Annotated in this window: 12 protein-coding genes; 5 read left to right on the plus strand and 7 right to left on the minus strand. The window is 68.2% G+C overall.

The window, feature by feature from the left end; translation table 11 throughout:
• Positions 1-26: 26 nt before the first annotated feature.
• On the minus strand, positions 27-1520 hold the full coding sequence (locus KDW96_RS18025) for a CoA-acylating methylmalonate-semialdehyde dehydrogenase (RefSeq protein ID WP_255837590.1): 1494 nt from the start codon (positions 1518-1520) through the stop codon (positions 27-29).
• Between the two features lie 203 nt (positions 1521-1723).
• Here KDW96_RS18025 and KDW96_RS18030 point away from each other — a divergent pair, with 203 nt between their 5' ends.
• The 3 genes from KDW96_RS18030 to ung all read left to right on the plus strand — a co-directional run bounded on the left by KDW96_RS18030 (position 1724) and on the right by ung (position 4147).
• Positions 1724-2620, plus strand: a complete 897-nt coding sequence (locus tag KDW96_RS18030) for an AraC family transcriptional regulator (RefSeq protein WP_255837591.1) — start codon at positions 1724-1726, stop codon at positions 2618-2620.
• Positions 2621-2717: 97 nt separating this feature from the next.
• Positions 2718-3371: a DJ-1/PfpI family protein gene (locus tag KDW96_RS18035; protein WP_255837592.1), complete on the plus strand. Its 654-nt coding sequence runs from the start codon at positions 2718-2720 to the stop codon at positions 3369-3371.
• Between the two features lie 83 nt (positions 3372-3454).
• Positions 3455-4147, plus strand: coding sequence for a uracil-DNA glycosylase (gene ung / locus KDW96_RS18040; protein ID WP_255837593.1), 693 nt, complete (start codon positions 3455-3457; stop codon positions 4145-4147).
• Between the two features lie 7 nt (positions 4148-4154).
• On the opposite strand, the gene KDW96_RS18045 is transcribed toward ung, so the two are convergent.
• The 6 genes from KDW96_RS18045 to KDW96_RS18070 form a co-directional block, all read right to left on the minus strand.
• The gene (locus KDW96_RS18045; protein ID WP_255837594.1) at positions 4155-5036 is read right to left on the minus strand and encodes a DUF6279 family lipoprotein; all 882 of its coding nucleotides are present in this window, start codon (positions 5034-5036) and stop codon (positions 4155-4157) included.
• 101 nt (positions 5037-5137) lie between these two features.
• Positions 5138-6202 (minus strand): AbrB family transcriptional regulator, encoded by a 1065-nt coding sequence (locus tag KDW96_RS18050; protein WP_255837595.1) that lies wholly within the window; start codon positions 6200-6202, stop codon positions 5138-5140.
• Positions 6195-7703 carry a tripartite tricarboxylate transporter permease gene (locus KDW96_RS18055; protein WP_255837596.1) on the minus strand — a complete coding sequence of 503 codons (1509 nt, stop codon included), beginning with the start codon at positions 7701-7703 and terminating at the stop codon, positions 6195-6197. Before KDW96_RS18055 ends, KDW96_RS18050 begins: the two co-directional genes overlap by 8 nt.
• Before the next feature lies 1 nt (position 7704).
• Entirely contained in the window at positions 7705-8148 is a 444-nt protein-coding gene (locus KDW96_RS18060; RefSeq protein WP_255837597.1) for a tripartite tricarboxylate transporter TctB family protein, read from the minus strand.
• A 90-nt stretch (positions 8149-8238) separates the two neighbouring features.
• Complete coding sequence (locus KDW96_RS18065; RefSeq protein ID WP_255837598.1) at positions 8239-9216, minus strand: Bug family tripartite tricarboxylate transporter substrate binding protein; 978 nt, start codon at positions 9214-9216, stop codon at positions 8239-8241.
• Positions 9217-9245: 29 nt separating this feature from the next.
• Positions 9246-10508 (minus strand): OprD family porin, encoded by a 1263-nt coding sequence (locus KDW96_RS18070; protein ID WP_255837599.1) that lies wholly within the window; start codon positions 10506-10508, stop codon positions 9246-9248.
• A 242-nt stretch (positions 10509-10750) separates the two neighbouring features.
• Between KDW96_RS18070 and tctD the strand changes: the two genes are divergently transcribed.
• Entirely contained in the window at positions 10751-11422 is a 672-nt protein-coding gene (tctD, locus tag KDW96_RS18075; RefSeq protein WP_255837600.1) for a response regulator, read from the plus strand.
• Between the two features lie 16 nt (positions 11423-11438).
• A complete protein-coding gene (gene tctE / locus KDW96_RS18080; RefSeq protein ID WP_255837601.1) occupies positions 11439-12830 on the plus strand; it encodes a sensor histidine kinase in 1392 nt (463 codons plus the stop codon).
• The last annotated feature ends 17 nt before the right edge of the window (positions 12831-12847 follow it).

Here is a 12847-nt window from a genome sequence, read left to right on the forward strand (position 1 = left end):
GCCGATGGAGGTCGGCCTGGCAGCCATCATTTCAGGTGGATGGTCATGTTCGGCGCCGTGACGGGTGACTCGTCGAACCAGCGGGTGGTGACCGTCTTGGTCTCGGTGTAGAAACGCACGCCCTGTTTGCCGTAGGCGTGCAGGTCGCCGTAGAACGAGCCCTTCCAGCCGGTGAAGGAGAAGAAGGGCAGCGGCACCGGCACCGGCACGTTGATGCCGACCTGACCGACTTCCACCGCGTGCTGATAGTGCCGCGCGGCGCCGCCGGAGCGGGTGAAGATCGAGGTGCCGTTGCCGTAGGGGCTGGCGTTGACCAGGGCGATGGCCTCATCCAGGGTGTCGACCTCCATGCACACCAGCACCGGGCCGAAGATCTCCTCGCGATACAGGCCCATCTTGGTCGTGACCCCGCGGAACAGCGTGGGGCCCAGCCAGTTGCCGTTCGGGTAGCCGTCCACGCTGCACTGCGAACCGTCGAGCAGGCACTCGGCACCCTCGGCCTTGCCCTCGGCGATCAAGCGCTGCACCCGTTGCTTGGCCTGCTGGCTGATCAGCGGCCCGAAGGCGGCGTGGGGGTCGGTCCAGGGGCCGGGACGCAGTTCGGCCATTTGCGCGCGCAACGCGTCGATCCACTGCTTCGACTCGCCGACGAACACCGCCACGCTGATCGCCATGCAGCGCTGGCCGGCGGCGCCGCAGCTGGAGCCGACCAGGTTGCTGAGCACCTGATCCTTGTTGGCGTCCGGCAGGATCACCATGTGATTCTTCGCCCCGGCGAAGGCCTGCACGCGTTTGAGGTGGGCGGTGCCGGTGCGGTAGATATGCTGGCCGACCGGCACCGAGCCGACGAAGGAGATGGCGCGGATGTCCGGGTGGGTGAGCAGGCTGTCGACCACCTCGCGGCCGCCGTGCAGCACCTGCAGCACGCCCTGGGGGGCGCCGGCCTCGATGAACAGCTCGGCCAGGCGGTTGGGAGTCAGCGGGTCCTGTTCCGAGGGCTTGAGGATGAAGGTGTTGCCGGCGGCGATGGCCAGGGGAAACATCCACAGCGGAATCATCGCCGGAAAGTTGAACGGGGTGATCCCGGTGCACACGCCCAGGGGCTGGATCCAGCTGGCGGTGTCGATATCGCGGGCCACGTTCTCGGCGGTCTCGCCCATCATCAGGCTGGCGATGTTGGCCGCCTGCTCGACCACCTCGATGCCGCGCCAGACGTCACCCTTGGCGTCGGCCAGGGTCTTGCCGGTTTCCCCGGCGAGGATCTCGGCCAGCTCGTCGTGGTGTTCCTTGAGCAGGTGCTGGTAGCGCAGCATCAGGCGGGCGCGCTCCGGTACCGGCACCTCGCGCCAGCTCTGGAAGGCCGTCTTGGCGCTGGCCACGGCGGCCTCGATCTCCTCGGCCGTGGCCTTGGGCGCCAGGGCCAGCACTTCCTGGGTCGCCGGGTCGGTGACTTCGATGAATTCGCGGCTGCGACTCTCGCGCCATTCGCCTTCGATCAACTGCGGAATTGCCTTGGCCATTGCTCTCTCCACGGGGACCTCGGATTGGGTCCGGTTGTTGTTTTCCTATTGTTATAGCCGCCTCGAAGCGCCTTGTGGATTGACGATCTTGGCCTGGGGATGGACGATCTTGGGATTGGACGGGCTGGGCAGGCCAGGTTCTGGCAGCCCGGCATGCTGGTTTCGGGGCTCACAGGTGAGTAGCAGGGGCGCACGACATGGCGATGGATAAAACTACCCGGATTCGACAGGTCGATACCTCGAACTGGCCGCTGCCGGCCAATGGCGTGCGCTTCATCACGCCGCCGCGCCTGCGTCGCCTGCTGGCCCGCCACCCCCTGGCCCAGGGCTGCTACCCCCTGGCCCTGGGCTTCTACCCGGAGGCCCAGGGCCATCGCATGAACCGCCCGGCGCCGATCGATCATCTGCTGATCTATTGCCGCGCCGGACAGGGGTGGCTGGAGACCGCGGATGGACGAATGGCGGTCGGCGGCGGCGATCTGCTGCTGCTGCCCAAGGGCCAGGCCCACGCCTATGGCGCCGATGCCGGCAAACCCTGGACCCTGTACTTCGTGCACTTCGACGGTGATCTGGCGACGGACTTCCTCCGTCCCCTGGGCAAGGGACCGCTGTGGCACATCGGTGTGCAGCCACGGCTGCTGGCCGAGTTCGATGCGTTGCTGGGGCTGCGCAAGCAGGGTCTGAGCCTGCCGCATTTCATCTACGCCGCCCACCAGCTGCAGGCGCTGCTGGCCTCTCTGGCGGTGCTGCCGGCGCGGGCCAAGCTCAAGTCCGGGCGGGTGCTGGACGTCGACGCGGTGCAGGCGGTGATGCGCGCGCACCTGCACGGCTCGCTCAACCTCGACGAGCTGGCCGCCCAGTTCAAGCTGTCGCGCTTCCATTTCGCCAAGACCTACCGGGCGCTGACCGGTCATGCGCCGATCCAGGACTTCATCCAGCTGAAGATGGCCCATGCCTGCCGCCTGCTCGATGAAGGCACCCAGGGCATCCGCCAGGTCGCCGAACAGCTGGGCTACGAGGACGTCTATTACTTCTCCCGGCTGTTTCGCAAGGTGGTCGGCATGGCGCCCAGCCACTACCGGGCGTTGCACCAGGGCTAGTGACCGGTCCGCTGGCGCAATCCGTGGGCCCGTTGTCCTGGCGCCCATGGCCCGCCGGCCGCAGCATGGCAGCCGACGTGACACCCGGGAGCCGACCATGCACGATCATCCATTCGAGGCACTTGCCGCGCGTGTCCGCCAGCGCCCTCTGGCAGTCGCCATCTTGCTGTTCCCCGAGGTCGAGGTGCTCGACTTCGCCGGGCCGTTCGAGGTGTTCTCGGTGGCTTCGCGCGTGGCGCTGCGCGGCGCGCTGCCGACGCACCCGGCGTTCACCGTGCAGACCGTGGCCGCAACGCCCGCCCTGGTCGCCGCCAGACACGGGCTGCAGGTCCTGCCTGCGGCGAGCTTCGCCGACGCGGCACCCTGCGATGTGCTGATAGTGCCCGGCGGCGTGGTGACCCAGCCGCTGGGCGATGACGCCACCCTGGCCTGGGTCGCCGAGACCGCCGGACGCGCCAGCCTGACCGCCTCGGTCTGCACCGGGGCGTTCATTCTGGCCCGGGCCGGCCTGCTCGGCGGCGGGCCGGTGACCACCCATTGGGAAGACGTCGCCGACCTGCGCGCGGGATATCCGCGGCTCGAGGTGGTCGAAGGCGTGCCCTTCGTCGAGCGCGGATCGATCTTCACCTCGGCCGGCATTTCGGCGGGGATCGGCATGAGCCTGCACCTGGTCGGACGCATACTGGGCGCCGAGCTCGCGCGCGCCACGGCCCGGCAGATGCAGTACGACTGGGTCGAAACCGCGGTCTGAGGGCGCCCGGCCTGGCGCTTGACTTGCGCCAGGGCCTTCACTAGCGTGCCGGCTCCGTTTGTTCGCGAGCCCAGGAATCAGGCATGACCACGGTCGACAACATCAAGCTCGAAGCCGGCTGGAAACAGGCCCTGCGCGAGGAGTTCGACAAACCCTACATGAAGGCGTTGGCCGACTTCCTGCGCCAGGAGAAGGCCGCCGGCAAGGAGATCTACCCGCCGGGTCCGCTGATCTTCAACGCCCTCAACTCGACGCCGCTGGAGCGGGTCAAGGTGGTGGTCATCGGCCAGGACCCCTACCACGGTCCGGGCCAGGCCCATGGCCTGTGCTTCTCGGTGCAGCCCGGGGTGCCGACGCCGCCGTCCTTGTTGAACATCTACAAGGAGCTCAAGCGCGACCTGAACATCGACATCGCCAGCCACGGCTGCCTGCAGCACTGGGCCGAGCAGGGCGTGCTGCTGCTCAACACCTCGCTGACGGTCGAGCGCGGCGTCGCCGGCTCCCATGCCGGCAAGGGCTGGCAGAAATTCACCGACCGGGTGATCGAGGTGGTCAGCGGCCAGTGCCCGCGCCTGGTGTTCCTGCTGTGGGGCGCCCACGCCCAGAGCAAGGAGCGGCTGATCGATCCCACCAAACACCTGATCCTGCGCTCGCCGCACCCCTCGCCACTGTCCGCCCACCGCGGCTTCATCGGCAACGGCCACTTCGGTCGCACCAACAAGTTCCTCGAGCAGAATGGCCTGACCCCGGTGGACTGGCGCCTGCCGGCACTCTAGGCGCAACTCAGGCCTGGGCGGGCGGCAGCGGGCAGAGGTGCTTGGCCAGATCCCGGGCGAACTGGCGCAGACGTTGGCTCAGGCGCTGCCTCTGACGCGGCTCGGCGCTGGCCAGTAGCCGGCTGAACAACGCTGCCGTCGCCCGTCGGGCATGTGGATAGGCCTGGCGGTACTCGGCGTCCTGGAAGCTTTCGCGGGCCTGCAGCAGGCGCGTCATGCGCGCCGCAAAAACGTCGCTGTCGCGCTCCTGCAGGGCGGCCAGGAGCGCGGCCTGCCAGCGCAGGCGGTTGCGTAGCCACAGGCGATTCTGCTCGCCCAGGGCCTGGGCCCAGTGGCTCAGGTGGCGCCGTTGCGTGGCATTGAGGCGGCCGAACCAGGGCTCCAGGCGCTGCTCCATGCGCTCGGCGCGTTCGCTGATCTGGACCGCCAGCGGCGGCTCGAGATACGCCTGGCGATCGTCGTGGTAGTCCTCCTGCAGCGTCGCCTGCAATTCGGCCACCTGCTCTGCGCTGAGACTCTGCAACAGGGCGACGGCGGTCGGGGTGATCTGCACGGCGATGCGTTGCAGCGCCGCATCGGCTTGCGCCAGGTGCTCGGCCAACTGCGCGGTGCTGACCTGCGGCTGCTCGACCAGTTCGCGGCTGCGCTGCAGCCAGGCCAGGTTGCGTGGCAGTTCACGGCTGCAGTGCCAGTCCAGATGAGCCTGCAGGCGTGGCCCGAGCCAGGCGCGCTGCTGGCTGTCGAGGTTGAGGTAGTGATCCAGGCGCCAGGGCAGCAGCCAGTCGAGGTTGCGGTAGATCAGGTCGATCCGGCTGCAGGCGCTCAGCAGCAGCCCCACGGCGAGCAAAAGGGCCAGGCGTTTCGAAGAGATTCGCCAGTGCAGGATCATTGGCACCGCCTCGACGGCGAAGGAAGCAGGTTGCCGAATAGTAAAGGCCAGTTCCGCGCAGGGCGGGACATGACGGCAAAAAAGAGCCCGCACGAGGCGGGCTAAAGCGTGGTCGTCGAAGGGGTGACGGGCCTGAGGCGTTGCCACAGGCGGAACAGCGGCTCGGCCAGGAACATCACCAGAAACAGCCGTAGCACCTGCAGCGCGGTGACCAGCGCCACCGACAGCTGCAGCGCTTCGGCCGTCAGGCACAGTTCGGTGATGCCGCCGGGCATCATGCCGAGCATCAGCGAGGTGGCGTCCTGGCCGGCCAGCCAGCCAAGGGCTTCGGCCAGCAGCACGGCGCTGGCCATGGCGAGCAGGCTGAACAGCAGGATGCGGGCGAGAAAGCCCGGCGCGCTGCGAAAGAAACTGCGGTCGAAATGACAACCCAGGGCGCAGCCGATCAGCCATTGGCCGACCTGGCCGAGACCCGGCGGCAGGCCCAGCTCGAGGTCGAAGGACACGCTGGCCAGGGCGCACAGCGTCAGCGGGCCGAGCATCCAGGGGTTGGGCTGCCTGAGCTTTTTCCACAGCAGTGCCAGCAACAGGCCGCCCGGCAGCAGCACGCCCAGCCAGGTCCAGTCCGCCGGGGCGGGGGCGGGCGCCTGGGCGGGCGCCAGGCTCCAGGTGAACAGGGCCGGCACCAGTAGCACCACCAGCAGCATACGCAGGCTGTGGGCGGCGGCGACCCGGGCGATCTGGGCATTGTGGCGCTGGGCCAGGTTGACCATCTCGCTGGCGCCGCCGGGCATGCTGGCGAAGAACGCGGTGGCGCGGTCGACGCCGGCGCGGCGCAGCAGGGTGACGCCGATCAGGCTGAGCAGCAGGGTGGCGCAGGCACCGGCCAGGATCAGGCCGAAGTGGCCAAGCAGCTGGCCCATCACCTCGTCGGTGAAGTGCAGGCCGATGCCGCTGGCCACCAGCCACTGGCCGGCTTGCCGGCCGCCCGGCAGCTCGCCGATCAGCCAGCCCCCGCAGCGAGCGGCGATCACCGCCAGCAGCGAGCCGATGATCCACGGCAGCGGCCAGCCCAGCAGGCTGGCCAGGTAGCCGCCGGCCAGGCCGACCAGGGGCGTCGCCCACCAGTGGCGCCAGCCTGGCCGGCCGATCAGCGCATCAGGCATTGGCCAGGCGCGCGCGGGTGCGTCCGCGCATCCAGCGCAGGCCCGGCATGGCGAGCATCAGCGCGGCCAGGCCCCACAGGCACAGGGTGATCGGGCTGGACCAGAGGATGCTCAGCTCGCCGGCGGAGATCGACAGGGCGCGGCGCAGGTTGTCCTCCATCAGCTCGCCGAGGACGAAGCCGAGGATCACCGCCGACAGCGGGAAGTCCAGTTTGCGCAGGAGATAGCCGAACACGCCCAGGCCGATCATCAGCAGCAGGTCGAAGGTGGTGCTGTGCACCGCGTAGACGCCGACCATGCTGATCACCGTGATGGCCGGTACCAGAATCCAGTTGGGCACGCTGAGCATGCGCGAGAACAGGCCGATCAGCGGGATGTTCATCACCAGCAGGATGACGTTGCCGATGAACAGCGAGGCGATCAGGCCCCAGACCACGTCCGGCTGTTGCTCGAACAGCATCGGCCCCGGGGTGATGTTGTACAGCGCCAACGCGCCGATCATCACCGCGGTGGTGCCCGAACCCGGTACGCCGAGGGTCAGCATGGGGATCAGCGAGCCGCAGGCCGAGGCGTTGTTGGCCGCTTCCGGGGCGGCCAGGCCGCGCAGGTCGCCTTCGCCGAACTTGCCTGAACTGCCAGCCAGGCGCTTCTCGGTCATGTAGGTCATGGCGCTGGCGATGGTCGCGCCGGCACCGGGCAGGGTGCCGATGACGAAGCCGGCCAGGGCGCTGCGGACCATGGTCCCGAAGGTGCTGCAGAACTCCTTGAAGTTGAACAGCAGCCGACCGCTGGCCTTCACCGCCTGCTGGCCAGCGTGGGTGTTTTCCAGCATCACCAGGATCTCGCTGACGCTGAAGAAACCGATCACCACGATGATGAACTGGATGCCGTCGGACAGGCTGACGCTGCCGAAGGTGAAGCGGTACACCCCGGTGGTCGAATCGACCCCCACGGTGGCCAGGGCCAGGCCGATCAGCGCGGCCATCAGGGTCTTGACCGGCTTGTCGCCGACCATGCCGCCGAGGCAGGCGATGGCGAAGACCATCAGCACGAAGTACTCGGCGGGGCCGAACGCCACTGCCCACTTGGCCAGCAGCGGGGCGAACAGGACCACGCCGCAGGTGGCAATCATGCTGCCGACGAAGGAGCTGACCGCCGACAGCGACAGGGCGATGCCGGCCTTGCCCTGGCGTGCCAGGGGATAGCCGTCGAGGGTGGTCATCACCGCTGCGGCGTCACCCGGCACGTTGAGCAGGATGGCGGAAATGCGGCCGCCGTACTCGCAGCCCAGGTAGACCGCCGCCAGCAGGATCAGCGCGGTTTCCGGCGGCAGGCCGAAGGCGAAGGCCAGGGGCAGCAGCAGGGCCACGCCGTTGATCGGGCCGAGGCCCGGCAGCAGGCCGACCACGGTGCCGACGAAGGCGCCGAACAGCGCGACCAGCAGGTTGTCCGGGCGCGTCGCGACGTCGAACCCCTGGCTCAAGAAATGCAACGTTTCCATCTCAGCTCTCCACGAAGGCTTTGAACAGGCCGAGCGGCAGCGGCACGTCCAGTACGAGGTCGAACAGGCCGAAAAGCAGGCTGCCCATCAGTGCGCCACTGACGACGCAGGGCAGCAGCCGGCCGGTGAACAGCAGGCCCATGGCGAAGGTGGCCAGGGCGGTGCTGAGGACAAAGCCCAGGGGCTCGAACAACAGGGCATAGACCACGAGCGCCAGCACACAGAGCGCTGCGCGTTTTACGCTGGGCAGATGCAGCTGTTGTTCCAGCAGACCCGGCTTGATCAGCAGCCACAGCGAGCCTGCGCCCATCAGCCCCAGCAGCAGCAAAGGGAAGGCGCGCGGGCCGACCGGGTCGTAGGCGAAAGGTGCCTGGAAGCTCCAGGCGCGGACCGCGAGCCCGGCGCAAATCAGCAGCCAGACCGCGGAAAACAGGCGGACGTACATGGGTAAATACCTAGTCGAGCTCAGGAAGTACTCGGAACCGCAAGCTGGGGCGAGCCGCTGCCCAACCCAGCCTGTGGTGATGCGGAGCTGTTACTGCGTCAGGCCAAACTCGCCGGCCAGTGTCTTGTATTCCCCAACTTGCTTGAGGACGAAGGCATTCAGCTCGTCGCCGGTCATGCTCAGCGGCTGCAGGTCGCGCTGCTCGCGCAGGGTGGCGAAGTCCTCGCGGGCCAGCATGCTGTCGAACTGCTGCTTCCACCAGCCGTACTGCTCGTCGCTGACCTCTGGGCCGACATAGAAGCCGCGGATCACCGGCCAGCTGATGTCGAAGCCCTGCTCCTTGGCGGTTGGGATCTCGGCCAGCTTGCCTGGCAGGCGCTCGTCGGACAGCACCGCGAGGATGCGCACCTTGTTTGCCGCCAGTTGCGGGGTGACCTCGCCCAGGCCGCTGCTGGTGACCTGCACATGGCCGCCGAGCATGGCGGTGAGGGTCTCGCCGCCGCCTTCGAAGGCCACGTAGCGCAGGTTCTTCGGATCGATGCCGGCGGCGCGGGCGATCAGCGCGGTCTGCATCCAGTCCTGGCCACCGATGGTGGCGCCGGCACCGAAGACGATGCTCGCGGGGTCCTTCTTCAGTGCGTCGACCAGGTCGTTGAGGGTCTGGTAGGGCGAGTCGGCGCGCACGGTGATGGCGCCGTAGTCGGTGCCGACCGCGGCCAGCCAGCGCACCGCGTTCTCGTCGTAACGGCCGAACTTGCCCTGGGCCAGGTTGAGCAGGGAGCCGCTGGAGAAGGCAACTATGGTGCCCGGGTCATCGGCGCGCTGGGCGACCACCGCGTTGTAGGCCACCGCGCCGACACCGCCGGGCATGTAGGTGACGCGCATCGGCGCCTTGAGCAGGCCGCTGTCCTTGAGGCCGCTCTGGGCCAGCTTGCAGGTCAGGTCGAAGCCGCCGCCGGGCTTGGCCGGGGCGATGCACTCGGGGCGCTTGGGCTCGGCGGCCAGCAGCTGGCTGGAGAAGGCCAGGCAGGCGGTGGCCAGGGCGAGTTTGCTGAAGACAGTTTTCATGGGGGTTACCTCTCGATTGTTATTGTGGATTACAGGATCGGCAGCGTGTAGCCGACGACCACTCGGTATTCGTCCGAGTCGCGGGCGAAGTCGGAGCGGAAGTTCGCATTGCGCAGGCGTACGTAGAGGTTCTTGGCCGGGCCGCTCTGCACCACGTACTTGAACTCGAGGTTGTGCTCGTGCTCGCTGCCACGCTCGTCGCTGCCGATAATTCGCGCGTCACTGCCCTTGATATAGCGAGCAACGAAGTTCAGCCCGGGCAGGCCGAGGGCGGCGAAGTTGTAGTCGTAGCGGGCTGACCAGGATTTTTCGTCGGGGTTGGCGTAGTCGTTGGCGGAGTCGTTGACCAGGTAGGGGTCGCTGCCGTCGATGTAGGCGTAGCCGGTGTCGCCGCTCATGGCCTGGTAGGCCAGGCTGAGCTTGTGCCCGCTGTGGGCGTAGCTGAACACGCCGTTCAGCGCGCGGTTGTCGATCCTGCCGGCTTTGGCCAGGCCGGAATCGTCGCTGAGCATCAGGCGCAGGTCGGCGCCCAGGGTGCCGCCGCCCAGGGGGTAGCTGGCCAACAGGTTGAAGAAGTTCTGCCGGTAGATGTCGTCCAGCTCGGCATGGAAGTAGCGACCCTTGAGGAGCGGGTTGAACTGGTAGTCGAGGCCGGCCAGATTCAGGTGGTCGGCCGTCACGCCACCGGGGAAGCGCTTGTTCCTGTTGTTGAGCACCAGCTCCTCGGAGTTGCTCGAGGCGCGGTCGATCACCTTGTCCAGGCGTCCGCCGGTGAAGGTCAGGCCCTCCAGTTCGGCGGAAGTCAGCAGGCCGCCCTCGAATACCTGGGGCAGCAGGCGGCTGTCGCTGGCCTTGACCACCGGTAGGTCGGGCACGTGGGAGCCGTAGCGCAACTCGGTGGCGGAAACCTTGACCTTGGCGGTCAGGCCCAGGCGGCTGAACTCGTCCGGGGCTCCGCCGCCTTCCTGCGTCGGCAGCAGGCCGGTGCCGGTGCGGCCGCCGCCCGAGTCGAACTTGAGCCCGAGCAGGCCCATGGCGTCGAGGCCGAAGCCGGCGCTGCCCTCGGTGTAGCCGGACTTGATGCCGAGGATGAAGCCCTGGCCCCATTCCTCGCGCTTGTTCTGCCCGTCACCCTCGCGGAAGTCGCGGTTCAGGTAGATATTGGTGGTGGACAGGCTGGCGCTGCTGTCATCGATAAAGGCGGCGTGTGCAGCAGGGGCGAGCAGCGCCGTGCTGATGGCCAGGCTGAGCAGGTGAGCAGGCGACAATGCCTGGCGTGATGCGATGGGCATCCGGTGGTCTCCACTATTATTTTTGTATCGCCTGCACACCACTGTGCAGGCCGTTTGGGCAGGTGGATCGAGCCACCTGGGATGGATGCTAGGGCTGCAAGCTTTCGCCAAGCTTTCAGGTTCGAAAGTTCCCGTCAGTTTTGCGGCTAAACGACTTTGGGGCCTTCACAGGCGTGTGGGGGGCGGTACACTCCCGCCCTCTGATGGCGCAGGCGTGGGCCGAACTGGGGCGGGAGGTGGCGATGCGAATTCTGCTGGTCGAAGACCATCCACAACTGGCCGCCAGCGTTGCCCAGGCGCTGAAAGGGGCCGGCTGGACGGTGGATCTGCTGTGCGACGGGGTGGCCGCCGATCTGGCCCTGGCCAGTGAGGACTATGCCCTGGCGATTCTCGACATCGGCCTGCCACGCCTGGATGGTTTCGAGGTGCTGGCGCGCTTGCGCGATCGTGGCCAGACCCTGCCGGTACTGATGCTGACCGCCCGTGGCGAGGTTCGCGACCGGGTTCGCGGGCTCAACCTTGGGGCCGACGACTACCTGGCCAAGCCGTTCGAACTGACCGAGCTGGAGGCGCGGGTCAAGGCCCTGCTGCGCCGCAGCAGGCTCGGTGGCGAACAGCAGCAGCGCTGCGGCGAGTTGCTCTACGACCTCGGCACCCGGCGCTTCAGCCTGCGCGGCGAGCCGCTGAGCCTGACCTCCCGCGAACAGGCGGTGCTGGAGGCGATGATCGCCCGGCCAGGGCGGGTGATGAGCAAGGAGCAGCTGGCCGCCCAGGTGTTCGGCCTGGACGAGGAGGCCAGCAGCGACGCCATCGAGATCTATGTGCACCGACTGCGCAAGAAGCTCGAGGGCAGCGGCGTGCGCATCGTCACCTTCCGCGGTCTGGGCTATTTGCTGGAGGCAGTCGGTGACTGAGGGCGGGAGGCCGGCGGTGGAGAAGTCGGCCAGTCTGCGCGGGCGCCTGCTGCGTCGCCTGGCCCTGTTGCTGACCCTGATCCTGCTGCTCAGCAGCCTGAGCGCCTACTGGAGCGCCCGGCGCGCGGCCGACACCGCCTACGACCGCACCCTGCTGGCCTCGGCGCGGGCGATCGCCGACGGCCTGTATGCCGAGGCGGGGCGGCTCAAGGCCAATGTGCCCTACGTCGCCCTGGACACCTTCGCCTACGACAGCGCCGGGCGCATCTACTACCAGGTGCTGGATCTGAATGGCGCCCTGGTTTCCGGCTATGAAGATCTACCGGCGCCGCCGCCCGGCACCCGGCGCACCGACGACTACCCGGCCCTGGCCTACTTCTACGATGCCGAGTTCCGTGACCAGGGCGTGCGGGTGGTCAGCCTGCTGCAGCCGGTCAGCGAGCCCCAGGTCAGCGGCATCGCCGAGATTCGCGTGGCCGAAACCCTGGGGGCTCGCGAACGCCTGGCCCGGGAGCTGCTGTTCGGCACCCTGTGGCGCCTGGGTGCCTTGTCGCTCAGTGCCTTGCTGCTGGTGTGGCTGGCGGTGACCGCCGCGCTGCGGCCGCTGGAGAGTCTGCGGCGGGCGGTGGCCGGGCGCAGCAGCGATGACCTGCGGCCGCTGCCGGATGACGGCCTGCCGCGCGAGCTTCGCCCCCTGGTGAGTGCCCTGAATCAGTTCAACGAACGCCTGCTCGGGCTGTTCGAGCGCCAGTCGCAGTTCATCGCCGACGCCGCCCACGAGCTGCGTACGCCGCTGGCGGCCCTCAAGGCGCGGCTCGAGCTGGGCCTGCGCGCGCAGCAATCAGACGATTGGCGCAGCACCCTGGAACAGGCGGCGCAGCACACCGAGCGCCTGACCCAGTTGGCCAACCAGCTGCTGTCGCTGGCGCGTATCGAGAGCGGCGCCCGGGCGATCGCCGAGGGCGGCGCCCAGCGCCTCGATCTCAGTCAGTTGGCCCGTGAACTGGGGCTGGCCCTGGCGCCCCTGGCGCATGCGCGGGGCATCGCCCTGGCCCTGGAGGCCGAGCAGCCGGTGTGGCTGCATGGCGAGCCGAGCCTGTTGAGCGAGCTGCTGTGCAATCTGCTGGACAACGCCCTGGCTCATACGCCGGCCGGTGGCAATGTCGTGCTGCGAGTACTGGCGCCGGCGTTGCTGGAGGTGCAGGACGACGGTCCGGGCATCCCTGAAGAGGAGCGCGACAAGGTGTTCCAGCGGTTCTACCGGCGCGGTGCCCAAGGCAGCGGCGCCGGCCTGGGGCTGGCCATAGTCGGCGAGATCTGCCGCGCCCACCGCGCCTCGATCAGCCTGCATGCGGCAAAGCCGCAAGGGCTGTTGGTGCGGGTGGCGTTCCCTGCCCAGGAGCCTTGAACGGGCCCTCCGGCGCG

Source organism: Pseudomonas benzenivorans (assembly GCF_024397895.1).
Taxonomy (GTDB): domain Bacteria; phylum Pseudomonadota; class Gammaproteobacteria; order Pseudomonadales; family Pseudomonadaceae; genus Aquipseudomonas; species Aquipseudomonas benzenivorans_A.